Raw genomic sequence first — 23,732 nt, 5'->3', positions numbered from 1 at the left:
GCTTTCTACGGGCACCTCGTCCGGCCTATGCCGTCCGGGGGAAGTCTTAGGAGCGCCGGTTTTTTGCCAGCTGCCTGTTGATCCGTGCCGCCCAGAACGGTCCTTCGTAAAGGAATGCGGTGTAGCCCTGCACCAGGGTTGCGCCGGCGTCGAGCCTTTCCTGGACGTCCTGGGCCGATTCCACACCGCCCACCGCGACCAATGCCAGGGTGTCGCCGGTGGCCTTCTTGAGCCGCTTTAGCACCTCGAGGGAGCGCGCTTTCAAGGGAGCGCCGGACAGGCCGCCGGCACCGCACTTGTCGATCTGGTCGGCCGGCGAGGTGAGGCCGGTCCGGGCGATCGTGGTGTTGGTGGCGATGATCCCGTCCAGTTTCAGGTCCAGGGCAAGGCGCGCGACGTCGTCAATATCCTCATCGCTGAGGTCCGGGGCAATCTTGACCAGCAGGGGCACGTGCCGTCCGGCGGCCCGGTCGGCTTCCTTGCCCACTGCAATGAGGAGCGGGCGCAGGGTTTCAACGTCCTGCAGCAGCCGGAGGCCCGGAGTGTTGGGTGAACTGACGTTCACCACCAGGTAGTCAGCGGCAGGTGCAAGGCTGCGGGCGCTTACCAGGTAGTCGTCCACGGCGTCAGCCAACTCCACCGCTTTGGTCTTGCCGATATTGACGCCGATGACCGGACGGACCGCCGGGAACCGGCGCTGGAGAGCGGCGCGCGCTGCCTTCAGCCGGGGCGCAACGGCTGCGGCGCCGTCATTATTGAATCCCATCCTGTTGATGACGGCGCGGTCCTCGATCAGGCGGAACAGCCGTGGTTTCTCATTGCCCGGCTGGGCCTGGCCGGTAATGGTGCCCACTTCCACGTGCCCGAACCCAAGCTCGGTAAGGGCCTCGATGCCGTGCCCTTCCTTGTCGAAGCCTGCGGCCAGCCCAAAGGGTGAGGGAAAGGTGACGCCGAAGGCAGTGGTCTGGAGGGACGGTGCCGGCGCCGTGAGCTTTTGCAGCAGCCTCCCGGCACCCGACGCGTGCGCGAACCGGATGCCTTTGAATCCGATCTTGTGGGCGCGCTCGGCGTCCATCCATGAAAAGGCCAGCCTGAAAAAAGTGGGGTAAACGCGCATGCCTCCAGTTTCCCGTTTCCTGGGCCAGCACACCAAAACGAAGAAGCATGTGTACGTAGGGGGCGCGTCCGGCGTGCCGGTTTAGCATGAGGTCATGCAGTGGCAGCAGGACATCCTGGGCGGGGACTTCGAGTCGCACTCCTTTGCGGCCACCGGATCTGACGGTGTGGAGCGGACGGCAACGCTGGTACGGCTCCGGCCTGACCCGGACCGCGGCGCCGGGGGCGACCGCCGCGGCGCTGTGTTGTTCCTGCACGGTTGGAGTGACTACTTCTTCAACGTGGAACTGGCCCGTTTTTGGGCTGGGGCGGGATATGACTTCTACGCCCTGGACATGCACAACCACGGACGCAGCCTCCGTCCGGAATCACCGGGCGGGTATGTGGCGGACCTCACCGCCTACGACGCGGAGATCGAAGAAGCATGGCGCATCATCGGCGGGGAAAGCGGCCCCGGGCCACTGGCCTTGATGGGCCATTCCACCGGCGGACTGGTGGCAGCGCTTTGGACCAGCCGCCACCCCGAGGCCGTTTCGCTGCTCGTTCTCAACAGTCCCTGGCTTGAGATGCACGGCAGTTCACTCGTGCGGCGGGCGGCGTCCAGCATGGTGCGCCCCGTGGCCCGGATCCGGCCGCAGACCGTCCTGCGCCTGCCGGAGCGCGGCCATTACTGGCGCACCATCAGCAGCGCTGCGGACGGCGAGTGGCCGCTTGACGAGCGCTACCGCCCCCGGATGGCTTTCCCGGTACGTGCCGGCTGGCTGCGGGCGGTACTCGCCGGGCATTCCCGGGTGGCGCGCGGCCTTGGCATCGAGGCACCGGTCTTGGTCCTGCTGTCCAAGGGCAGCGCCAACGGGCTCCTTTGGTCCGAGGAGATGCGCCGTACCGACGCCGTCCTGGACGTCAATACCATCAGCGCCCGGGCGTTGACCCTGGGCCGGACTGTGACCCTCGAGCGGATTGACGGGGCGCTGCACGACGTATTCCTCTCCCCCGAGCCAATCCGGTCCGATGCCTACTCGCGGCTGGCCCGTTGGCTGCGGGCTTATGGGTGAGGCTACTCCGCCCGGGAGTCTGTCCGGACGTCTGCCGGAGCAGCGGCCGCGTCCACTGCCCCACCGTAGCGGCGGTCCCGCCGGGCATACTCCTCGACGGCGGCCCAAAGGGTCCGCCTGTCCACGTCCGGCCAGAGCGTGTCCATGAAGACGAACTCGGCGTAGGCGGACTGCCACAGCAGGAAGTTGGACAGCCTCTGCTCGCCCGAGCTGCGCAGGAAGAGGTCCACGTCAGGCAGGTCCGGTTCATCGAGGTACTTCTGGATGGTCCGCTCGGTGATGGCACCGGGCTTCAGCTTTCCAGCCGCCACGTCTGCTGCGATCGCGGAAACTGCATCCGTGATCTCTGCCCGGCCGCCGTAATTAACACACATGGTCAAATTACAGGTGGTGTTGGCCGCGGTGAACTGTTCGGCTTCCTCCAGTTCCCGGATAACCGAACCCCAGAGCCGGGGCCTGCGCCCCGCCCACCGGACCCGGACTCCCCAGTCATCCAGCTGGTTCCGCTGCCTTCGCAGCACGTCCTTGTTAAATCCCATCAGGAAGCGGACTTCCTCAGGTGACCTGCGCCAGTTCTCCGTGGAAAAGGCGTAGACGCTGACGTACTCGATGCCCAGCTCAATGGCCCCTGCCATGACGTCCAGCAGTGCAGGCTCCCCTGCCTTGTGTCCCTCAATCCGGGGCAGGCCCCGCTGGTTGGCCCACCGGCCGTTGCCGTCCATGACAATGGCCACATGCCGCGGAATGAATTCCGCCGGAATGGAGGGAGCCACGGCCCCGGACGGGTGCGGGTAGGGCGGCAGCACGGGATGGGTGCGCCGGCGGACCGTATTGTTTCTCTTTCCGAGGGCCACTGTCAGCTACGCTCCACATGTTTGAGGGATTTCAGTACTCGTTCCAGGTGCCATTGCAGGTACGCGGCCACCAGGCCGGCGGCCTCCTTGCGGTGCTGCGCCAGCGAAGCGTCCGCCGTCGTCCAGTCCCCCGTCAGCAGGGCCGCCAACAGGACCACGGTCTCCCGTGCCGGGGCCGGCGACCCGGGCGGCCTGCACTGGGCACAGACCATTCCGCCGAGGGGCGCGGAGAACGCCGTGTGCGGGCCCGGCATGCCGCAGCGGGCGCAGTCGGTGAAGCTGGGCGCCCAGCCGCCGGTGGCCAGCGCGCGCAGCAGGTAGGAGTCAAGGATGAGGCCCGCGGCATGCTCGTCCCGGCTCAACGCGGCGAGGGCCCCCACCAGCAGGTTGTACTGTGCGGTGCCGGCTTCGCCGTCCACATCCGTGAGTTTCTCCGCTGTCTCGGTCATCGCTGCTGCAACCGTGTATCTGCCGTAGTCCGCGGCGATGCTTCCGCCGTAGGCCCCTTTGGCGACTGCCTGCGTCACGATGTCCAGGGTGCGGCCGGACACCAGCTGGAGGTCCGCCACCATGAACGGTTCAAGCCGGGCACCGAAACGGCTGCTGGTGCGGCGCACCCCTTTCGCGACGGCGCGGACCTGTCCGTGGTGCTTCGTGAGGAGGGTGATGATCCTGTCGGCCTCGCCCAGCTTGTGGGTACGCAGCACCACGGCGTCGTCCCGGTAAGCCCGGGAGGCAAAAGACTGTTGGGGCACGCTCTATCTTCCCATCCTGGGCAGCTTCATGCTGCCAAGACCGGTGATGCCGCGGGGTCGAACAGCGGCACCACCAGCGGGCATCAGGCCTGGGCGTCCCGGATGGCGCGGTTGACCGCCGAGATCACAGCCTTGAGGGAGGACATGCTGGTGTTGGCATCGATCCCGACGCCCCACAGCACCCGCCCCCCCACGGCGCACTCAACGTAGGCGGCAGCCATGGCGTTGCCGCCCTCGGACAGCGCGTGCTCACTGTAGTCCAGCACCCGGACGTCGACGCCGTCCTCGTGCAGGATATTCAGCAGGGCGGCAATGGGACCGTTTCCGGTGCCGGTGCGGTTCACCTGGGCACCATCAATGGTCAGGGAGGCGTGAAGCGTCATGCCGCCGTCGGCATCCGTTTCTGTCTTGACCCCGCCCAGGGAGTACCGGCCCCACTGCCCGTCAGCCTGCCCGGACGGCAGGTACTCGTCCTGGAATGCCTGCCAGAGCTGCGCGCCGCTGACCTCCCCGCCGATGGTGTCGGTACGGCGCTGGATGACGCCGGAGAACTCGATCTGGGCGCGGCGCGGCAGGTCCAGGCTGTGTTCGTTCTTCAGCAGGTAGGCCACGCCGCCCTTGCCGGATTGCGAGTTCACGCGGATGACTGCTTCGTAGCTGCGGCCCAGGTCCTTGGGATCCACCGGCAGGTACGGCACCTGCCAGGTGAAGTCGTCCACGGCCTTGCCGGCGGCGGCGGCATCGCGCTCCAGGGCTTCGAAGCCCTTTTTGATGGCGTCCTGGTGCGAGCCGGAGAAGGCGGTGAACACCAGGTCTCCGCCGTACGGCGACCGCTCCGGGACCGGCAGCTGGTTGCAGTACTCCACGGTGCGGCGGACGTCGTCAATGTTGGAGAAGTCAATCATGGGATCGATGCCCTGGACGAACATGTTCAGGCCCAGGGTCACCAGGTCCACATTTCCGGTTCGTTCGCCGTTCCCGAAGAGGCAGCCCTCAATGCGGTCGGCGCCGGCCATGTAGCCCAGTTCGGCCGCAGCAACGCCGGTGCCGCGGTCGTTGTGCGGGTGCAGTGACAGGATGATGCCTTCGCGCGGGTGCAGGTGCCGGCTCATCCACTCGATGGAATCGGCGTAAATGTTGGGGGTGGCCATTTCGACGGTGGCCGGGAGGTTGATGATCACCTGGCGGTCCGCTGACGCTTCAAAAACGTCGGCGACGGCGTTGCACACCCGGACCGCGTACTCCAGCTCGGTGCCGGTGAAGGACTCCGGGGAGTATTCGTAGGTCACATGCGTGTCGGCAAGGGTCTCCTCGTACTTCTTGCACAGACGGGCACCCTGGAGGGCGATGTCCAGGATGCCGTCCTCGTCCTGGTTGAAGACCACGCGCCGCTGCAGCACGGAGGTGGAGTTGTAGAGGTGGACGATGGCCTGCTTGGCGCCCACCAGGGACTCGTAGGTCCGTTCAATCAGGTGTTCGCGCGCTTGAGTCAGGACCTGGATGGTGACGTCGTCCGGGATGTGGTTGCCCTCAATGAGCTGGCGGACGAACTCGAAGTCCGTCTGGGACGCGGACGGGAACCCGACCTCAATCTCCTTGTAGCCCATGCGGACCAGCAGATCGAACATCTTCATTTTGCGGGCCGGGCTCATGGGGTCGATCAGCGCCTGGTTGCCGTCCCGCAGGTCAACCGCGCACCAGCGAGGTGCCTTGGTGATCACCTTGTCCGGCCACGTGCGGTCCGGGAGTTCAACCTTGATCTGGTTCTGGAACGGCGTGTACCGGTGGGCGGGCATTCCGGAGGGCTTCTGTGCGTTTCGCATGACGTTCGTGGCCTTTTCTATCGATCTTCAGTGAAAGGGTGGCCGGGCAACACAAACTCCGCAGCGAGGGTGGGCCGTGCGCTAGATAGCGTCTGTGGCCTCGCCGCGGCAGCTAAGGAGAAGGAGCTCTGCACGCACACTTTGAGGGTAACACGGGTGCGTAAGATGAAAGGGCACTACCGTCCGTAAAGTCCAGCATGCAGACGCCTCCGGTAATCCACCGGGCAGCGGCGTCCCGCTAAAAGGAGTTGCAGTGCCCATTTCGGGGATCGATCTGTCCACCATTGATCACACAGTTCGGCCGCAGGATGACCTGTACCAGCACGTCAACGGTGCCTGGCTGAAAGCGACCGAGATTCCCGACGACCGGCCGCTGGAGGGGACCTTCACCGCACTCCGTGACGGATCGGAGCTCGCTGTCCGGGACATCATCGAGGAAGCTGCGGCCAAGGGAGCGGACGCCACCGGTATCGAGCGGAAGATCGGCGACCTTTACAACAGCTTCATGGACGAGTCCACTGTTGAAGGCAAGGGCATGGAGCCCATCCGCGGGCGGCTCGCCGAGGTGTTCGCCGCCGGCTCGGTGCCCGAGCTCATTTCACTGGCAGGCAGGTTGTTCCGCGCGGACGTGGGCGGGTTGTTCTACATTTACCCTGCCCCCGACGCCGGCAACCCGGACCGCGTCCTGCTGTACACCGGACAGGGAGGCCTGGGACTGCCTGACGAGTCGTATTACCGGGAAGAAAAGTTTGCCCCCATCGTTTCCGCCTACACGGACCACGTGGCGAGGATGTTCGAACTGGCAGGGGTGGCCGATCCCCAGGGCGCGGCCGGCCGGGTGGTCCAGCTGGAGACAAAGCTTGCGTCCCACCATTGGGACAACGTCACCCTCCGGGATCCGCAGAAGACGTACAACTTGAAGACTGCGGATGAAGCCGCGGCGCTCTTCCCCCTCCTGGCCACCTGGTTTGATGCTGCGGGAATTGATGCCGCCAAGCGCGAGGAAATCGTGGTGAGCACCCCCGACTTCTTTACCGGCGCGGCCGGCCTCCTGGATGAGGTGCCGGTTGCCACGTGGCAGGAGTGGCTGGCCATGCGGGTCATCAGCGGTGCCGCACCGTACCTGTCCTCCACCTTCGTGGACGCCAACTTCGCTTTCTACGGCACTACCATCAGCGGCACACCCCGGAACAAGGACCGCTGGAAGCGGGGCGTCGCCGTCGTCGAAGCCGCCCTCGGTGAGGCCGTGGGACAGATTTACGTGGCGAGGCACTTCCCCGAAACCCACAAGGCGAGGATGCAGACCCTGGTGGCGAACCTCATTGAGGCCTACCGCCGCAGCATCACCGGGGTGGGCTGGATGGGCGAGGATACCAAGGCCGAGGCGCTGCGCAAGCTGGAGGCGTTCCGGGCCAAAATCGGCTACCCGGACAAGTGGATCGACTACTCGGCAGTGGAAATCGACCCCAACGACCTCCTTGGGAATGTGGAACGGGCGCACAACGCCGACGTCGACAGGCACCTGGATGAGGTGGGCAAGCCCGTGGACCGGATCAAGTGGCTGATGACGCCGCAGACGGTCAACGCCTACTACCACCCGATGATGAATGAAATTGTGTTCCCCGCCGCCATCCTGCAGCCTCCGTTCTTTACCGCAGACGCCGACGACGCCGTCAACTACGGCGGCATCGGCGCAGTCATCGGGCACGAGATCGGCCACGGCTTTGACGACCAGGGCTCGCAGTTCGACGGCGGCGGAGCCCTCCGCAACTGGTGGACCGACCAGGACCGCCAGGCGTTTGAGGCCCTGACCGCACGGCTCGTTGCGCAGTATGACGCGCTGTCCCCCACGGCGGCGCCGGGACACCACGTCAACGGCCGGCTCACTCTGGGCGAGAACATCGGGGACCTGGCAGGCCTGACCATCGCGTACAAGGCCTACCTGATCAGCCTCGACGGCAAGGAGCCGGAGGTCCTGGATGGGCTGACAGGGCAGCAGCGCTTCTTCGCCTCCTGGGCGGCGGGCTGGCGCCAGGTCATCCGGCAGGAAGAGGCCATCCGGCGGCTTGCCACCGATCCCCACTCCCCCAATGAGTTCCGTACCAATGCGATCGCGAAGAACCTGGACTCCTTCCACGAGGCGTTCGATGTCAGCGAGGAGGACGGCATGTGGATGCCGGCCGGAGACCGCGTCAGCATCTGGTAGCCAAAGAAGATGGGCCCCGCCGGAAGGCGGGGCCCATCTCTGTCCCGGCGGGTTGGCACCCGCGCCAATAGGTTCTTACTTTCGGACGATCAGCTCAGGGTTGGCCTGCTGGCAAACCTTGTCTCCTGCGGTCTGGTTGACAATATCCTTCGGCAAAGCCGGCGCAGTCCCGCCGCCGGCCCCTGCTCCGTAAGCAGTGCCGGTGGTGAAATCGCTGCCGACATAGACCTGGACACCCGATACACCGGGGGCAGGGATCATGAGGGTGGCCGGAATCCCCAGCAGGGCAGCCACATCGGCAGCAACGTCGGCAAAGCCGTTGCCGTAGTACACGGCTGTCTTGGTCACGGGCTGGGCGAGGAACTGGCCGGTCTGGGTGAAGCCCCCGGCCACCAATGCCTGGACGATCTCCTGGGCACGCCCGTTGACCCCGGATCCGTTGGCGACGGTAACCGGCTGGATGGCTTTGTTGTAGGGCGGTGCCGGCGTGGCCGTCTCGGTGGGCGCCGGTGACGGGGATGCCGTGTCACTGGGCGACGGCGTGGTGGGCGCGTTGGGATCGGTCAGGTCCACGTTCTTCCGCAAGGCCGAGAAAAGCTGGGCGCCGGCGGGCTCGGCGATGACCAGGCGGTTGGGGTCGACGGGGGCCGGCGTAGTGGGCACCGCAACAAAGGCCACCTTGCTGATGTCGATGTCCTTGAGCCGGTTGCCGATGGTCAGCAACGTGGGAACGGAGGCCAGCCCCTCGTCGACGGTCAGGTTCTGGGTTACGACATCGGCAATCTTCAGCATCCTGGCGGGGTCTGACAGGGTTCCCTCGTCCTTGATCTTGCGGGTCAGCGACGACAGGAAGCCCTGCTGTGCCTTGATGCGGCCCAGGTCGCCGCCGTCGGCAAAAGCGTGGCGGGTGCGAAGGAAGGCAAGCGCCATGTCGCCTTGCACGGAGGATGTTCCTGCGGGCAGCCGCAGCCGGGAGTCTGGATCGTAGACAGCGTCACTGATGCAGACTTCCACACCGCCCACGGCGTTGGACAACTCCTTCACCGCATTGAAGTCGGCCATCATGAAGTGGTCCACCTGCATGCCGGTGAGCTTATTGACTGTATCCACCGCGCAGCCGATGCCGGCCTCGCTCATGGCCTCATTGATCATCACGCCGGTGCGGGCCGGGTAGTCCCTGCCGGTCTTCTTGTCCTTGCAGTCGGGGATATCCACCAGGAGGTCGCGCGGAAAGCTGATCACGTTGACGCGCTTGTTGTCCTCGGAGATGTCCATCAGCATCATCACGTCCGACTTGCCGTAGCCTGTGGAATCGTCAGCGGTTCCATACTCCGCGTTCTTGCCGTCGCGGGTGTCCGAGCCGAGGATCAGGATCTGCAGCCGGCCCGTGGCATCATTCCCCGCGGCCTCGGTGTTTTCCCCTCCGGCATTCAGCGGCGACTTGGAGATGTTGTTCTGCAGGCGGAAGAACCAGAATCCGCCGAAGACAATCGCGGCCACGAGGACCAGGGCCACCACGCCCGTGACGGCTTTGAGCCATAGGGGCATTCCATGCAGCGGGCCGAGGTGGCGGGCGGCGCCGACGGCACCGCCGCTTGCATGGCGGGATACCGGTCCCGGTCGGGCTGACTGGTCAGCCTCGTTGTCGCGTGCATCGCCGCCTGGACCCACGTGGTGAACCTTCCTCTAAATACGAAATCCGGTCCATTTTAGTGGTCCAGGGTGGAGAACTTGGCCGGCACGCTCCAGGGAACGCCTTTTTCGAGGGTCAGAAACCCAGCTTGACCAGCTGTTTCGGGTCCCGCTGCCAGTCTTTGGCCACCTTAACGTGAAGGTCAAGGTAGATCCGTGTGCCCAGCAGCGCTTCGATTCCTTTGCGGGCATTGGTGCCTACTTCGCGCAGCCGGCTGCCACCCTTGCCGATGATGATGGCCTTCTGCGACGGACGCTCCACGTAGAGGTTGACGCGCACGTCCAGCAGGGGGTTGTCTTCCGGCCTGTCCTCCCGGGGAACGATCTCTTCGACCACTACGGCCAGGGAGTGTGGAAGCTCGTCACGCACCCCCTCCAGGGCGGCTTCGCGGATGAGCTCCGCCACCATGACTGCTTCGGGCTCGTCTGTCAGTTCACCGTCGGGGTACAGGGGCGGCGACGGCGGCATGTGGCTGATCAGGACGTCGGCCACGGTTTCCACCTGGAAGCCGTCGGCAGCGGACACCGGGACGATGTCCTTCCAACCGTCCTCCCCCATCACCTCGCGGCCCAGCGCCGCAACAGCCAGGAGTTGTTCAGTCAGGGCCTGCTTGTCCACGAGGTCGGCCTTGGTGACGATGGCAACCACCGGTTTCCGGCCGACGGCGGCAAGCTGGGCGGCGATGAATTTGTCACCGGGGCCGATTTTCTCGTTGGCCGGCAGGCAGAAACCGATGGCATCCACCTCGGAGAGAGTATCCGCCACGAGATCGTTTAGGCGCTTGCCGAGGAGGGTGCGGGGACGGTGCAGCCCCGGTGTGTCCACGAGGATCAGCTGGGCGTCCTCACGGTGCACGATGCCCCGGATGGTGTGCCGGGTGGTCTGCGGCTTGGCGGAGGTGATGGCCACCTTCTTGCCTACCAGCGCATTGGTCAGGGTGGACTTGCCCGCGTTGGGCCGGCCGACCAGAACCGAGAACCCGGCGCGGAAGCCGCCGAAGTCGTCCGAGGCCTCAGCCTTATTTTTCTTGCTCACGTGGAACTCCCTGCTGGGTTGCTTCGGCCTCTTCCAGGAGGCCTTCAAAGTCAGTCTCTACTCTTGGTACGGCCGCCGCAATGATGTGGCTGACCCGGTTCCGCCGGCCCTCCAGCCGGTCCGCCCGCAGGGATACGCCCTGCACCTCCACGCTGCTGCCCACGATCGGGACGCGCCCAAGCGCTTTGGCAAGGAGCCCGCCCACGGTGTCCACTTCGTCGTCGTCGATCTCCAGGTCGAAAAGCTCGCCGAGGTCATCGATGCCCATGCGGGCGCTTACGCGGTAGGAGCCGTCACCCAGGGCCACGGCTTCGGCGCTCTCGGTGTCGTATTCATCCACAATCTCGCCCACGATTTCCTCAATCAGGTCCTCGAGGGTAACAAGCCCGGCGGTGCCGCCGTATTCGTCGATGACGATGGCCACATGGGTGGATTCCTTCTGCAGTTCGCGCAGGAGGTCGCTGACCGGCTTCGATTCCGGCACGTAACGGACCTCGCGGGCCAGTGACTCCACCAGCGGCGGTTCCTGGTCCGGCCCCAGCTGGTGGATTACCGCGGCAACGTCCTTGAGGTAGACAATGCCAAGGATATGGTCCGTGTTCTCGCTGATGACCGGGATCCGCGAGTAACCCGACCGCAGGAAGAGGGACATGGCCTCGTGAAGGCTGGAGCCCGCATCGATGCTGACGATGTCAGTCCTGGGCACCATGACGGCCCGGACCAGGGTGTCGCCGAAGTCGAAAACCGATTGGATCATCTCCGCCTCGGTGTCCTCGATCATGTCGGACTCACTTGCCCGGTCCACTAACTCGCGGAACTCCTGCTCGCTGAAGAAAGCGTCGTCTCCGCCGGGCGCTCCGGGAGCCGCGGAGCTTCCGACCGCAACCAGCCAGCCCGGTACGGGCCCCAGCACGCTGGTGAGGAACCGGACCATCGGAGCGGTGAAGCGGACCACAGCAGTGGAGTGCAGCCTGCCGAGCTGCCGGGGCGAAACGCCCACTATCACGAAGCCAAGCACGGCCATGATGCCGGTGGCCACCAGGCCGGCAAGCCAGACGTTGTCCAGCAGGCTGGCGATCAGCACCGCGACGGCCACGGCGGAGGCCATCTCAAACCAGACACGCCAGAACCGCAGTGCCCGGGTGTGCGCCACAGGTTCGGCAAGGATGCGGCGCATTGCGGTGCCGCGGCTCCTGTGCAGTGCCTCTTCGGCGTCGTGGCGGGGAAGGAAACTGAAGGCGGCCTCGGCCGCGGTCAGCAGGGCCGCGACAGCAAGGAAAACCAGTGCCACCGCGACCAGGAGCAGTTGCGTCACTGGGTTGTCTCGGCGGGGGCTTCTTTGCCGGTGAAGCCGGACAGGAGTTCACGCTGGAGCCCGAACATCTCCGCTTTCTCTTCCGGCTCGGCGTGGTCGTAACCCAGAAGGTGCAGGATGCCGTGCGTGGTCAGCAGCAGCATCTCGTCCTGAAGCGTATGGCCGGCATTCCGGGCCTGGACCTTCGCCACCTGCGGACAGATAGCGATGTCACCCAGCATTCCCTGGGGCGTGGGCCGGTCGGGGGTTCCGGGGGTCAGCTCGTCCATCGGAACCGAGAGCACGTCAGTGGCCCCTGGCTCGTCCATGAGCTCGATGTGCAGCTTCTCCATGGCAGGTTCATCTACCAGGAGGATGGAAAGTTCCGCCTGCGGATGGATGTAGAGCTGCTCGAAAATGTACCGCGAAAGGGAAACGAGCTCCGCTTCCTCCACCTGGATGCCGGATTCGTTGTTCACCTCGATGCTCACGCGTGTTCCCCCCGTTTTTCCCGGCTGGCTGAATGCTTGACCCGGTTCCGCTGGGTTTCGTCCCAGATGCTGTAGGCGTTGACGATGTCCCCTACGAGCCGGTGCCGCACGACGTCGGCGGCATCCAGGACGGAGAAGTTTACGTCCTCGATGCCCTGCAGGATTTCCTCGACGATCCGCAGGCCTGACCGCGTCCCGAACGGCAGGTCCACCTGGGTGACGTCTCCGGTGACCACCATCTTGGATCCGAATCCCAGGCGCGTAAGGAACATCTTCATCTGTTCCGGCGTGGTGTTCTGGGCCTCGTCGAGGATGATGAACGCATCGTTGAGGGTCCGCCCGCGCATGTATGCCAACGGTGCCACTTCGATGGTGCCCGCTGCCATGAGCCGGGGTATGGACTCGGGGTCCATCATGTCGTGCAGGGCGTCGTAGAGCGGCCTGAGGTAGGGGTCGATCTTGTCACTCAATGTGCCGGGCAGGAAGCCCAGCCGCTCGCCCGCCTCCACTGCCGGCCGGGTGAGGATGATCCTGCTGACCTCTTTTTGCTGCAGCGCCTGCACTGCTTTGGCCATGGCCAGGTAGGTCTTGCCGGTTCCGGCGGGCCCGATGCCAAAGATCACCGTGTTGGCGTCAATGGCATCAACGTAGTTCTTCTGGTTGAGGGTCTTGGGCCGGATGGTCCTGCCGCGGCTGGAGAGGATGTCATGGGTGAGCACGTCCACGGGATTCTGCAGCGACTGGGTGCGCAGGAGTGCCACCAGCTGTTGCAGCACTGCGGGCGTGATGACAGTGCCGCGGGCCACCAGGCCGCGGACTTCCTGGAGGAGCCGCATGATCCGGGGGACGTCACTTATGGGGCCGCTGATGGACAGTTCGTTGCCACGGGCGTGGAAATTGACGCCCGGGAACTGCTCTTCGATGAAGCGCAGCGCTTCATCGTGGCTGCCAAGTGATTGAACCATCTGGTCGGTGTTCTCGAAGAGGACAACTTCGGTCCGCGTGCCGGGCATGGAGTGCGGAAATTCCCCGGGACTGCCTTCGCCCGTGTTGAGCCGGCGCTTACCGTTCGCTGATTCAGTCATGGTGTTGGCCCGCAGGCCCGTGGTCCCCTCGAAGATCGACATCATTAGTGCTCTTGCTGATGCCGGTGCCTGTTCTCCAGCGCTCCCTGCACAGCGATCCTTTTATCTTACGCCAGCACCCGCCCTGACCAGATACCCGCCTGATGGAAGCGGCACGACAGCGTTCCTTGAGTGGATTTGGTATCAACTTCATATCGGCCTCATATCGTTCCCGTTGCAGTTGGCGGGAACGTGGCACATAGCGGCTGACGGTGCACCCCTCTGTGTAATGCTGGAAATCCAGCATTGCTGGGTCATCAGGCCGTCAGGGGGATCGGCCCGCCACGCCAGGAAAGGACAAGGGCAGTACAGTGCCGGAAACCTCTGTGCCCGAAAGGGCAGGACGACCCATGGGCCGCGTGCGCCCCGCCGTCCTGGCAGGAATCCTGGTGCTTGTTCCGGTCCTGGCAGGCTGCACGGCCGAGGGCGGGCCGTCACCCGCAGGCACCACTGCCTCAGTCCCCGCTTCAGGTGGCACAATGCCTGACGCGCCCTCCACCAGCGCGCCGCTGGAAACCACCCAGTCCTCCAACAAGGCCCCGGTGTACTGGATCGGCCGCAGCGGCGGGAACATCTTCCTTTACCGCGAATTCCGCGATGTTCCGGAGCAGGAAAACCCGGTCACCCGGGCCCTGCGCGCCATGATGTCCGAGAAGCCTTTGGACCCCGATTTCTTCACCCCCTGGCAGAACCCCGAAAAGCTCGCCACCTCCATTTCCGGCAAGGATGTCATCACCGTGGACGTCTCAGCCGATGCTTTCAACAGCAATCTCGACGCAGACATGGCGGCCCGGGCCATCCAGCAGCTGATCTATACGGCAACCGCCGCTGCCGCCAGTTCGGGCCTGGTCGATACCGGCCAGCAGGTCCGGGTGCGGATCCTGGTGGACGGCCACACGGATTACGTCGCGTTCGGCAAGGTCCAGCTGGGCGCATTGATGACCCGCGCAGCGGGCCTCGTGGCGCCGGTGTGGATTATTGACCCCCAGGAAAACGCCGAGGTACCAGCCGGCAGCGTGAAGATCACCGGGCGCAGCACGTCACCTGGCGCAAAGCTCCGCTGGCAGGTCCTGCGCGCCGCAGATGGCGGCAGCAAAGCGCCCTTCCTGACCGGGGAAACCACGGCCGACGCCGCGCAAGGGCCGGCGGGCGCCTTCGCGCTGGCACTGAATCTGCCGTCCGGCGACTACGAGCTCCACGTAGCGCAGGCAGGCATTGGCGGCGAGCCGGACAAGAACGAGGACACGAGGTCCATTAAGGTCCGGTAACCGTCCACCGGCCAAGGATGTCGCTGGCAAGCACGACGGCGGCCGGACCGGCTGTCGACGACCGCAGGACATGGTGCCCCAGCAGGGCGGTCGCAGCGCCTTTATCGCAGAGTTTTGTTACTTCGCGAGGACTGATGCCGCCCTCCGGGCCCACGATCAGCAGGATTTCACGGGGACCGGTACCCGCACTCCCCTGCCACGCCTCCAGGACAGTGCGCAGCGGCCGTACAGCGTCTTCATGCAGGATGACCGCCAGATCCGAGGCTTCCACGGCCGCGGAAAGCCCGGCCGTGTCGACGGCGGCACGTACCTCCGGGATCCAAGCCCGCCGCGCCTGTTTGGCGGCCGCGGCCACGGATGATTCCCACTTGGCGTGTGCACGCGCCGCCCGGTCGCCTTTCCAGCGGACGATGGACCGCTCGGACTGCCAGGGCACGACGGCGTCGATGCCCAGTTCGGTGGCGGTCTCAATGGCCAGCTCGTCGCGGTCACCCTTGGCAAGCGCCTGTACCAGCACCAGCCGGACCTCGGGCCTTTCTTCAAGGGTGAGGCTTGCGCACTCCACTTCGAGCCCGGACGACGTGGCGGAGACGACTTTTCCGGTCATGCGGGTGCCGGCGCCGTCGACGATATCGACTGACTCACCCGGAGCCAGTCGTTTGACGGTGACAGCGTGACGCGCCTCCGCCCCTTCGAGGACAAAGGGTTGGCCCGGCGCCATGGCGTCCAGGGAACCGGCGGAAGTGAAGAAGACGGGGTTGCTCACCGCTAAAGGTTACCGAGCCGGTCCCGGAGCTTGGCGAACATGCCGCCGCTGGCGGCGAGCTTGCCCTCGGTGATCTGTTCACCGCGGAGTTTGGCAAGCTGGCGGAGGAGTTCCTCCTGCGCGGAGTCGAGCTTCGCAGGGGTGTCCACCTGGAGGTGGACCTTCAGGTCGCCTCGGCCGTAACCCCTCAGGTGGGTGACGCCCAAGCCGCGCAGTGTGATGATTTCGCCGGACTGGGTGCCGGGCTTGACGTCGATCTCCTGCGTGCCGTCGAAGGTTTCCAGGCTGACGTCCGTGCCCAGGGCGGCCGCAGTCATGGGGATGTGCAGTGTGGCGTGCAGGTCGTCGCTTTCCCGGACGTAGGTGGGGTCGTTGTTGACGCGGATCTCCACGTACAGGTCGCCGGCAGGGCCCCCTGCCGGGCCGGCCTCGCCCTGGCCGGAGAGCTGGATCCGGGTGCCGGTGGCGACGCCGGCGGGGACCTTGATGGTCAGTGACCGGCGGCTGCGGATACGGCCCTGCCCGCTGCATTCGTTGCAGGGGTCCTTGATGACGGTGCCGAATCCTTCGCAGGTGCCGCAGGGAGCAGCTGTCATGACCTGGCCCAGAATGGAGCGGACGGCCCGCTGCACCTGGCCGCTGCCGCCGCAGATGTCGCAGCGCTCCGGATGGGTGCCGGGGCGGCAGCAGGATCCGTCGCAGGTGGGGCAGACCACGGCAGTGTCCACCTCGAGTTTTTTGTTCACTCCGAACACGGCGTCGCGGAGGTCGATCCGGACGCTGATCAGCGCGTCCTGGCCGCGGCGGACACGCGATGCCGGTCCGGAGGTGCCGCCGGCGCCGAAGAAGGTGTCGAAGATGTCCTGGAACGCGAAGCCCTGGCCAGCGTAGCCTGCGCCGCCGAAGCCGTTGTCTGTGCCGTTTTCATTGCCGGTGGTGTCGTAGATCCTGCGCTTCTGGGGGTCGGAAAGGACCTCGTAGGCGTGGGTTACGGCCTTGAACCGCTCGGCAGCGTCGGCACCTGGGTTAACATCCGGATGAAGGGTGCGGGCCAGCTTGCGGTAGGCCTTTTTGATTTCTTCCCCCGTCGCTTCGGGTGAAACGCCAAGGACGTCATAGTGGCTGCTCAAAGTTCGTGTCTCTTCCTTGTTGTACTGCGTTCAGTTGGGCGGCCAGGACTCTTGTTGCACAGCCGGAGCAAACCCCGGCGGCAAGGAGTCAGGGCCCCAGGATCCTGGAAAGGTAGCGGGCCACGGCCCTGACGGCGGCCATGGTGGTGGGATAGTCCATGCGGGTAGGGCCGAGAATTCCCACCTTTGCCGCGCTGTCCGGGCCGTAGCCCGTTGCCACCACGGAGGCCTCGGCAAGGCCGTCGTAAGGGTTCTCCCTTCCGATGCTCACAGCCACGCCGCGGTGGTCCTGGGCCATCTCGCTCAACAGCCGCAGCATGACCACCTGTTCCTCAAGTGCCTCAAGCACCGGACCGATGCTGAGCGGAAAATCCACGTTGGACCTGGCGAGGTTCGCGGTGCCGGCCATGACCATGCGGTCCTCCCGGCTGTTCTGGGCCAGCCCCTCCAAGCCAAGGGCCAGTGCGTGCGCTGCCTGCCGCTGCGGTTGGGGTGTCGCAGCAACGACGGCGGGAAGGGCCTGCGCGAGAAGGCTCAGCCGCGTTCCCCCCAGGGCGCCGAGGAAACGGGTGCGCAGCTCAGCCAGCGCCTCATCCCCAAGGTCCTGCCCGACGTCGATGACGCGCTGCTCCACCTTGCCGCTGTTGGCGATCAGGACCACGAGGACCTTCCGCGGCGCCAGAAGCACGAATTCGATGTGTCGGACGAGTGCCCGGCTCAGGTGCGGATACTGGACCACGGCCACCTGGTTGGTCAGCTGCGACAGCAGCCGGACGGTGCGGTCAAGTACGTCATCGAGGTCGTCGGCGCCTTCCAGGAGCGTCTGGATAGCACGGCGTTCTGCAGCCGAAAGGGGCTTGACGGCCGAGATCTGGTCGACGAAAAGGCGGTATCCCTTGTCCGTGGGAATCCGGCCGGCACTGGTGTGCGGAGCAGTAATCAGCCCCTCATCCTCCAGGGCGGCCATGTCATTACGGATGGTGGCGCTGGAAACGCCGAGATGATGCCGCTCCACCAAGGCCTTCGACCCAACCGGCTCACGGGAGTGGACGTAGTCCTCCACAATGGCCCGCAATACTTCCAGTTTCCGTGGCTCGCTCACACTCCACCTCCATCCATGGTCCGGGGCGCAGGCCCCGCCCGTTGCCGCCCAGGGGTTAGCACTCGACATGCCTAAGTGCTAACAGTCTATTATGCCTTGGCCCGTTGTTAGCATTGGTACCGCTCCGGGCGAAATTCCCGGGCTGAGGAGCTAGCGCTAGGCGGATCGATTCCATGGATTACCAGAACTGGGGCCCCAGGGGCATTGCCGCTCCCGCACGAAGGGAACTGCCGGAAGTCCCCGTGGAGCGGGGCATGGTGCTTGAGGAAGTCCAGTCCGGCTGGGTGGGTGCCGTCACCCGCGTGGAGAAATCCGGCGGAATGCACGTCGTGGCGTTGGAGGACCGGCGCGGAAAGTCGCGGTCCTTCCGGCTTGGGTTTGGTTTCCTGCTTGAAGGCGAGCCCATCCGGCTGATGCCCCCCGCTCCCAAACCTGCCACTGCCGGCCCGGCCGCCGGCAGGACCGCCTCCGGCTCCGTGCGCGTCGCAGGGCAGCGCGCACAGGTTGCCAAGGCCAGCAGGATCTGGGTGGAAGGCAAGCACGACGCCGAACTGGTGGAAAAGGTGTGGGGAGACGACCTGCGCGTGGAGGGCATCGTCGTCGAGCCCCTCCATGGCATCGACGACCTCGCCGCCGCCGTCGCGGACTTCAGGCCCGGCCCGGGCCGCCGTCTCGGCGTGCTGGTGGACCACCTGGTTCCCGACTCCAAGGAGTCACGGATCGCGGACGCTGTCATGGCCTCCCCGGGCGCCGCCGGCAACGTCCTGATCGTGGGACACCCGTACGTGGACGTCTGGCAGGCAATCCGTCCCGCGGTCCTGGGCATCGAAAAATGGCCTGCCGTGCCCCGTGGGCAGGACTGGAAGACCGGCATCCTCAAAGCCTTCGGCTGGCCGCACGCCACCAAGGAGGATATCGGCCTGGGATGGCAGAAACTGCTGGGCGCCGTGCGCACGTACGCTGACCTCGAAGCATCCCTGCTGGGCCGGGTTGAGGAAGTCATCGATTTCCTCACGGTGCCCTAACGGCCGGGCACCGGGCCTAGAGCCAGTATTCTTGGTAGTAGTCAGCACAACTTGCACCTCGAAGGACACAGACTGTGGCAGAAAACGCACGTGATCACAGGGACGGCCAGGGCCGCTCCGAGTACCATGGCGTACCCGCCAACGCCCTGCCGCTTACGGCCAGTGAAGACCGCCAATGGGCCACGCTGGCACACTTCGGCGGGATCCTTGGGTGCGTCCCCTCACTGCTGATCTACCTGATCTTCCGTGACCGCGGGCCATTCACTGCCCAGGAATCCAAGGAAGCACTGAACTTCAGCCTGCCGCCCACCATCGCCGCGGTGTTAGCCAACATCCTGGTGTTCATTCCCTATGTGGGGAACATCTTCGCGGTCATCGCCACACTGATCTGGGTGGCGCTCACGTGCTTCTCCGTTGCCGCAGGGATCCACGTAAACCGTGGCCAGCCGCACCGCTACCAGTACAACCTCCGCTGGATTAAGTAGTCCCCGCCCGTCCCCTAGCCTCGCAAGCTCGGGCAGGGGCCCTTACGGGCGTGGGCCCAGTCAGTCCGGCAGGATGCGGCGGACCACTGCGTCGGCCAGGAGCCTGCCTTTCAGGGTGAGAACCAGGCGACCGTGGAAAGCGGCCACGGGCTCCACCAGGCCGTCGGCGATAAGCCCGGCAATCTCATAGCGTCCCGCGGTGCTCAGCGTCGAGACGTCAAGCCCGGACTGCAGGCGCGCCTCAAGCATCACCCGCTCCAGGTTCCTGGTTTCGGGATCCAGGGTTTCCCTTCCCGCGGCTGGCGACAGCCCCTGTGACAGCCGGTTGGCGTAGGCGGACGGGTGCTTGACGTTCCACCACCGCACCCCGCCCATGTGCGAGTGCGCGCCAGGTCCAATCCCCCACCAGTCATCGCCCCGCCAGTACGCCAGGTTGTGGCGGCACGCCTGCTCCGGTGTCCGTGCCCAGTTGCTGACCTCGTACCAGCCGAGGCCGGCCTGGGTGATCAGCTGGTCGGCGAGCTCGTACTTGTCGGCGTGGTCGTCGTCGTCAATTCCCGGGACCTCGCCGCGGCGCATCTGCGCGGCCAGCTTGGTACCCTCCTCGACAATCAGCGCATACGCGCTGATGTGGTCCGGCTGGTAAGAAAGGGCGGTCTCCAGGGAGTGCCGCCAGTCAGCCAGCGACTCCCCCGGGGTTCCGTAGATCAGGTCCAGGCTCACGGCCAGTCCGGCCTCCCGGGCCCACTGCACTACCTGCGGAACCCGGCTCGGTGTATGGGTCCGGTCCAGGACTTTGAGCACGTGCGGAACAGCGGACTGCATGCCGAAGGACACCCTGGTGAATCCGGCCTCCTTCAGCACGGCCAGGGACTCAGGAGTGACAGAGTCGGGGTTGGCTTCAGTGGTGACTTCGGCGCCGTCTTCGATGCCCCACTGGTCAATGGCGGCCCGCAGGATCAAGGCGAGGTCGTCAGCGGGCAGCAGCGTGGGGGTGCCACCGCCGAAAAAGACCGTGCTGAGCTTCCGCTCCGGCAGTCCGGAACGGGCAAGCACCTTGGCCGCCAGCGACACTTCCGAGACCGCGGTTTGGGCGTAGGCGTCCTGCGACGCGCCGCCGCCGAGTTCCGTGGCGGTGTAGGTGTTGAAGTCGCAGTAGCCGCACCGGACGGCGCAGAACGGAATATGGACGTAGAGGCCGTACGCCCGGCGCCCGGCACCGTCCGCCGCCTGTGCAGGCAGCAGACCGTCCGACGGCGCCGGGTCGCCGAGGGGAAGTACGCTGGGCATCAGCGGGTCCTCCACTGCGCGGTGGTCACTTCTTCTTGGCCTTGTCCTTTGATTCGTCGGTGGTGAGGGCGGCGATGAACGCTTCCTGCGGCACTTCCACCGTGCCCACCATCTTCATGCGCTTCTTGCCTTCTTTTTGCTTTTCCAGCAGCTTGCGCTTTCGCGAGATGTCACCGCCGTAGCATTTGGCCAGCACGTCCTTGCGGATGGCCCGGATGCTTTCGCGGGCGATGATCCTGGAACCGATGGCCGCCTGGATGGGCACCTCGAACTGCTGCCGCGGGATGAGTTCGCGGAGCTTGCCGGTCATCATCACGCCGTAGGCGTACGCCTTCTCCCGGTGCGTGATGGCACTGAAGGCATCCACCTGTTCGCCCTGGAGCATGATGTCGACCTTCACCAGGTCGGCAACCTGCTCGCCGTCGGCTTTCCAGTCCAGCGAGCCGTACCCGCGGGTCTTCGACTTCAGGATGTCGAAGAAGTCGAAGACGATTTCGGCCAGCGGCAGGCGGTAGCGGATTTCCACGCGGTCCTCGGAAAGATAGTCCATGCCGTTCATGACGCCGCGGCGTGACTGGCACAGTTCCATGATGGCGCCCACGAATTCGTTGGGGGCCAGGATGGTGGCGGAGACCATGGGTTCGCGTACCTCCGCGATCTTGCCTGTGGGGTACTCGCTGGGGTTGGTCACGCGGACCACCTTCTTGTCCTCCAGGGTCACCTCGTATTCCACGTTGGGTGCCGTGGAGATGAGGTCGAGGTTGTACTCACGCTCCAGGCGTTCGCGGGTGATCTCAAGGTGCAGGAGGCCCAGGAAGCCCACCCGGAACCCGAAGCCCAGCGCCGCCGAGGTCTCCGGTTCGTACACCAGCGCAGCATCATTGAGCATGAGCTTTTCGAGGGCGTCCCGGAGTACCGGGTAATCGGCGCCGTCCAGCGGGTAAAGGCCGGAGAACACCATGGGCTTGGCATCGGCGTAGCCGGGGAGCGATTGTGCGGCCGGCTTGGCCAGGTTGGTGACGGTATCGCCAACCTTGGACTGCCGGACGTCCTTCACGCCGGTGATCAGGTAGCCCACTTCGCCGACGCCCAGGCCCTTTGAGGGGGTGGGTTCCGGCGAGCTGACGCCGATTTCCAGGAGCTCGTGCGAGGCCCTGGTGGACATCATCTGGATGCGTTCGCGCGGGTGGAGCATGCCGTCCACCACGCGCACATACGTCACCACACCGCGGTAGGTGTCGTAGACAGAGTCGAAGATCATGGCGCGGGCCGGAGCGGCGGGATCGCCCTCGGGTGCCGGCAGGTCCCGGACAATCTTGTCCAGGAGGGCTTCCACGCCCACCCCGGTCTTGCCGGAGACGCGCAGGACATCCTCCGGATCGCCGCCGATCAGGTTGGCCAGCTCCGCCGCGTACTTTTCGGGCTGCGCCGCCGGCAGGTCAATCTTGTTCAGCACCGGGATGATGGTGAGGTTGTTCTCCATGGCCAGGTACAGGTTGGCCAGCGTCTGGGCCTCAATGCCCTGGGCAGCGTCCACCAGCAGGATTGCGCCCTCGCACGCCGCAAGGGACCTTGACACCTCATACGTGAAGTCCACGTGGCCGGGGGTGTCGATCATATTCAGCGCGTAACTGACGCCGTCCACCTCCCACGGCATGCGGACCGCCTGGGACTTGATGGTGATGCCGCGTTCGCGCTCGATGTCCATCCGGTCCAGGTACTGGGCCTTCATGTCGCGCGCCTGGACCACCCCTGTGGACTGCAGCATCCGGTCCGCCAGGGTGGACTTGCCGTGGTCGATATGCGCGATGATGCAAAAGTTCCGAATGATTGCCGGATCTGTCGCGGCGGGCACCGGTGCGGTGCGGGCCATGGGAGACACGCAGGGTCCTTACTGTTGGGTTGTTTGCAGCGATCCGGCAGGCACGTGAAAGGCGCCTGCGGCCCGGCCGCACGTCTTCAACCTCCAGTGTCCCACGTCCGGGAGCCCGCCACCGCATCCTCACCGGCCCACGCACAGGTGTTTCGACGGCACACCCATACACCCGCGCCGCTAGGCTGTTGGGATGGCCATCGATCTCCGCTCCCTGGGAAACGCCGTCCGCCGCGGCCTGCGCATGCTGCAGGAACGGCGCGCGGTCCCGCCAGTGCCGGTCCGGGACAATCGCAACGGCCGCAAGCGCCCCGGCTCCGGTGGGGGCGCTCCTACCGAAGCCGCTGGCTATCCCGGTGATTACCGCGGCCGCGCCACTGTCCGCTACAGCCCCCAGCCGGACGGGGATCCGGATCCGGGCGAAGTGGTGTGGACCTGGGTCCCCTACGAGGAGGACCATGGCCGAGGGAAGGACCGGCCGGTGCTGCTGGTGGGACACAACGGGCCCTACCTCCTGGGGCTGATGCTGACCAGCAGGGACCGGATTCCTGCCGGCACCGCTTCCACAGGATACGTGGACCTCGGCGCGGGCGGCTGGGACAGGCAGGGCAGGGCCAGCGAGGTACGGCTGGACCGTGTCCTCCAGATCCGGCCGGACAGCATCCGGCGTGAAGGCGCGGTATTGGACAAGGCGCGTTTCGAAAAAGTGGCGGCCGGACTGCGCAGGCAACACGGCTGGACCTGAGCGCCTGGAATGGCCAGAGCCGCCGCTGACCTGCTAGTCTTTATTGCTGTGTGTCCGTGCAGGTCGACGGTCACTGATGGTTGGCCGCCATAGGTATCCCCACGCCGCTCAGTCAAGGCCAGCCTGAAAGCCCTCTAGACCATTTCCGCATTACAAAGAGAGTTCACACGTGGCGAATATCAAGTCCCAGAAGAAGCGCATCCTGACCAACGAGAAGGCCCGCCTGCGCAACAACGCAGTCAAGTCCGAGCTGAAGACGGCCATCCGCGCCGTCAACACCGCTGTTGAGTCCGCTGACAAGGAAGCTGCTACTACTGCGCTCGTTTCTGCCAGCCGTAAGCTGGACAAGGCTGTCAGCAAGGGTGTTCTGCACAAGAACAACGCAGCGAACCGCAAGTCGGCGATCTCCAAGAAGGTCAACGCACTCTAAGGTTTCCAGTTCCCACGAACTGATGGTGTGGCCGGTACCCTCGGGTACCGGCCACACGCCTTTAACCCTGCTACCGGTTTTAACCGTGCTACCGGTCCAGTCGTGCCACCGTGCCCTGAATCGTCCAATTCAGCGGGGGCGGCAGGCCGCTGTCCTTCCTTACTAGAACGCG

21 protein-coding genes are annotated in these 23,732 nt (G+C 65.4%); 7 read left to right on the top strand and 14 right to left on the bottom strand.

Annotated features, from left to right (window positions below):
- Positions 1 to 46 precede the first annotated feature (46 nt).
- Positions 47 to 1,117 carry a quinone-dependent dihydroorotate dehydrogenase gene (locus tag QF031_RS08995; RefSeq protein ID WP_307426840.1) on the bottom strand — a complete coding sequence of 357 codons (1,071 nt, stop codon included), beginning with the start codon at positions 1,115 to 1,117 and terminating at the stop codon, positions 47 to 49.
- Between the two features lie 94 nt (positions 1,118 to 1,211).
- On the opposite strand from QF031_RS08995, the gene QF031_RS08990 reads away from it, so the two are divergent.
- Positions 1,212 to 2,171: an alpha/beta hydrolase gene (locus tag QF031_RS08990; RefSeq protein ID WP_307426837.1), complete on the top strand. Its 960-nt coding sequence runs from the start codon at positions 1,212 to 1,214 to the stop codon at positions 2,169 to 2,171.
- A 2-nt stretch (positions 2,172 to 2,173) separates the two neighbouring features.
- Here QF031_RS08990 and QF031_RS08985 read toward each other — a convergent pair whose 3' ends face one another.
- The 3 genes from QF031_RS08985 to leuA all read right to left on the bottom strand — a co-directional run bounded on the left by QF031_RS08985 (position 2,174) and on the right by leuA (position 5,603).
- On the bottom strand, positions 2,174 to 3,025 hold the full coding sequence (locus tag QF031_RS08985) for an isoprenyl transferase (protein ID WP_307426834.1): 852 nt from the start codon (positions 3,023 to 3,025) through the stop codon (positions 2,174 to 2,176).
- A 2-nt stretch (positions 3,026 to 3,027) separates the two neighbouring features.
- On the bottom strand, positions 3,028 to 3,780 hold the full coding sequence (gene recO / locus QF031_RS08980; RefSeq protein WP_307426831.1) for a DNA repair protein RecO: 753 nt from the start codon (positions 3,778 to 3,780) through the stop codon (positions 3,028 to 3,030).
- An 83-nt stretch (positions 3,781 to 3,863) separates the two neighbouring features.
- The gene (leuA, locus tag QF031_RS08975) at positions 3,864 to 5,603 is read right to left on the bottom strand and encodes a 2-isopropylmalate synthase (RefSeq protein WP_307426828.1); all 1,740 of its coding nucleotides are present in this window, start codon (positions 5,601 to 5,603) and stop codon (positions 3,864 to 3,866) included.
- Between the two features lie 253 nt (positions 5,604 to 5,856).
- Here leuA and QF031_RS08970 point away from each other — a divergent pair, with 253 nt between their 5' ends.
- Complete coding sequence (locus tag QF031_RS08970) at positions 5,857 to 7,809, top strand: M13 family metallopeptidase (RefSeq protein ID WP_307426825.1); 1,953 nt, start codon at positions 5,857 to 5,859, stop codon at positions 7,807 to 7,809.
- A 75-nt stretch (positions 7,810 to 7,884) separates the two neighbouring features.
- Here the strand turns inward: QF031_RS08970 and QF031_RS08965 are convergent, their stop codons facing one another.
- The 5 genes from QF031_RS08965 to QF031_RS08945 all read right to left on the bottom strand — a co-directional run bounded on the left by QF031_RS08965 (position 7,885) and on the right by QF031_RS08945 (position 13,407).
- Positions 7,885 to 9,480, bottom strand: coding sequence for an LCP family protein (locus QF031_RS08965; RefSeq protein WP_307426822.1), 1,596 nt, complete (start codon positions 9,478 to 9,480; stop codon positions 7,885 to 7,887).
- A gap of 97 nt (positions 9,481 to 9,577) precedes the next feature.
- On the bottom strand, positions 9,578 to 10,537 hold the full coding sequence (era, locus tag QF031_RS08960; RefSeq protein WP_307426820.1) for a GTPase Era: 960 nt from the start codon (positions 10,535 to 10,537) through the stop codon (positions 9,578 to 9,580).
- Positions 10,521 to 11,852, bottom strand: a complete 1,332-nt coding sequence (locus tag QF031_RS08955) for a hemolysin family protein (RefSeq protein WP_307426817.1) — start codon at positions 11,850 to 11,852, stop codon at positions 10,521 to 10,523. The genes era and QF031_RS08955 overlap by 17 nt, the downstream gene beginning before the upstream one ends.
- Positions 11,849 to 12,322, bottom strand: coding sequence for an rRNA maturation RNase YbeY (gene ybeY / locus QF031_RS08950; RefSeq protein ID WP_307426813.1), 474 nt, complete (start codon positions 12,320 to 12,322; stop codon positions 11,849 to 11,851). The genes QF031_RS08955 and ybeY overlap by 4 nt, the downstream gene beginning before the upstream one ends.
- Positions 12,319 to 13,407 (bottom strand): PhoH family protein, encoded by a 1,089-nt coding sequence (locus tag QF031_RS08945; RefSeq protein WP_307433260.1) that lies wholly within the window; start codon positions 13,405 to 13,407, stop codon positions 12,319 to 12,321. The genes ybeY and QF031_RS08945 overlap by 4 nt, the downstream gene beginning before the upstream one ends.
- 389 nt (positions 13,408 to 13,796) lie before the next feature.
- Between QF031_RS08945 and QF031_RS08940 the strand changes: the two genes are divergently transcribed.
- The gene (locus tag QF031_RS08940; RefSeq protein ID WP_307426811.1) at positions 13,797 to 14,714 is read left to right on the top strand and encodes a GerMN domain-containing protein; all 918 of its coding nucleotides are present in this window, start codon (positions 13,797 to 13,799) and stop codon (positions 14,712 to 14,714) included.
- Here QF031_RS08940 and QF031_RS08935 read toward each other — a convergent pair.
- From QF031_RS08935 to hrcA, 3 genes are all read right to left on the bottom strand, one after another.
- Positions 14,701 to 15,480 carry a 16S rRNA (uracil(1498)-N(3))-methyltransferase gene (locus tag QF031_RS08935; protein WP_307426808.1) on the bottom strand — a complete coding sequence of 260 codons (780 nt, stop codon included), beginning with the start codon at positions 15,478 to 15,480 and terminating at the stop codon, positions 14,701 to 14,703. The genes QF031_RS08940 and QF031_RS08935 overlap by 14 nt on opposite strands.
- Before the next feature lie 2 nt (positions 15,481 to 15,482).
- Entirely contained in the window at positions 15,483 to 16,610 is a 1,128-nt protein-coding gene (dnaJ, locus tag QF031_RS08930) for a molecular chaperone DnaJ (RefSeq protein WP_307426805.1), read from the bottom strand.
- An 88-nt stretch (positions 16,611 to 16,698) separates the two neighbouring features.
- Entirely contained in the window at positions 16,699 to 17,712 is a 1,014-nt protein-coding gene (gene hrcA, locus QF031_RS08925; RefSeq protein ID WP_307426803.1) for a heat-inducible transcriptional repressor HrcA, read from the bottom strand.
- Positions 17,713 to 17,885: 173 nt separating this feature from the next.
- On the opposite strand from hrcA, the gene QF031_RS08920 reads away from it, so the two are divergent.
- Both QF031_RS08920 and QF031_RS08915 read left to right on the top strand, forming a co-directional pair.
- On the top strand, positions 17,886 to 18,737 hold the full coding sequence (locus QF031_RS08920; RefSeq protein WP_307426801.1) for a DUF3097 domain-containing protein: 852 nt from the start codon (positions 17,886 to 17,888) through the stop codon (positions 18,735 to 18,737).
- A gap of 74 nt (positions 18,738 to 18,811) precedes the next feature.
- On the top strand, positions 18,812 to 19,222 hold the full coding sequence (locus tag QF031_RS08915) for a DUF4870 domain-containing protein (protein ID WP_142031314.1): 411 nt from the start codon (positions 18,812 to 18,814) through the stop codon (positions 19,220 to 19,222).
- Between the two features lie 60 nt (positions 19,223 to 19,282).
- On the opposite strand, the gene hemW is transcribed toward QF031_RS08915, so the two are convergent.
- Complete coding sequence (gene hemW, locus QF031_RS08910) at positions 19,283 to 20,512, bottom strand: radical SAM family heme chaperone HemW (protein ID WP_307426797.1); 1,230 nt, start codon at positions 20,510 to 20,512, stop codon at positions 19,283 to 19,285.
- Between the two features lie 25 nt (positions 20,513 to 20,537).
- Positions 20,538 to 22,394, bottom strand: coding sequence for a translation elongation factor 4 (gene lepA, locus QF031_RS08905; protein ID WP_307426794.1), 1,857 nt, complete (start codon positions 22,392 to 22,394; stop codon positions 20,538 to 20,540).
- 184 nt (positions 22,395 to 22,578) lie between these two features.
- Between lepA and QF031_RS08900 the strand changes: the two genes are divergently transcribed.
- Both QF031_RS08900 and rpsT read left to right on the top strand, forming a co-directional pair.
- Positions 22,579 to 23,130, top strand: a complete 552-nt coding sequence (locus tag QF031_RS08900) for a type II toxin-antitoxin system PemK/MazF family toxin (protein WP_307426791.1) — start codon at positions 22,579 to 22,581, stop codon at positions 23,128 to 23,130.
- Positions 23,131 to 23,299: 169 nt separating this feature from the next.
- Positions 23,300 to 23,560, top strand: coding sequence for a 30S ribosomal protein S20 (rpsT, locus tag QF031_RS08895; RefSeq protein WP_018761400.1), 261 nt, complete (start codon positions 23,300 to 23,302; stop codon positions 23,558 to 23,560).
- Positions 23,561 to 23,732 lie beyond the last annotated feature (172 nt).

The organism is Pseudarthrobacter defluvii, assembly GCF_030816725.1.
GTDB lineage: Bacteria > Actinomycetota > Actinomycetes > Actinomycetales > Micrococcaceae > Arthrobacter > Arthrobacter defluvii_A.
Note: the sequence above shows the minus strand (reverse complement) of the source record. Positions and strands in the feature narration are given on the sequence as shown.

Coding starts and splice junctions, on each gene's coding strand:
- QF031_RS08995 (WP_307426840.1), bottom strand. CDS start 1,117: ATGCGCGTTTACCCCACTTTTTTCAGGCTGGCCTTTTCATGGATGGAC.
- QF031_RS08990 (WP_307426837.1), top strand. CDS start 1,212: ATGCAGTGGCAGCAGGACATCCTGGGCGGGGACTTCGAGTCGCACTCC.
- leuA (WP_307426828.1), bottom strand. CDS start 5,603: ATGCGAAACGCACAGAAGCCCTCCGGAATGCCCGCCCACCGGTACACG.
- QF031_RS08945 (WP_307433260.1), bottom strand. CDS start 13,407: ATGACTGAATCAGCGAACGGTAAGCGCCGGCTCAACACGGGCGAAGGC.
- QF031_RS08940 (WP_307426811.1), top strand. CDS start 13,797: ATGGGCCGCGTGCGCCCCGCCGTCCTGGCAGGAATCCTGGTGCTTGTT.
- QF031_RS08920 (WP_307426801.1), top strand. CDS start 17,886: ATGGATTACCAGAACTGGGGCCCCAGGGGCATTGCCGCTCCCGCACGA.
- hemW (WP_307426797.1), bottom strand. CDS start 20,512: ATGCCCAGCGTACTTCCCCTCGGCGACCCGGCGCCGTCGGACGGTCTG.
- QF031_RS08900 (WP_307426791.1), top strand. CDS start 22,579: ATGGCCATCGATCTCCGCTCCCTGGGAAACGCCGTCCGCCGCGGCCTG.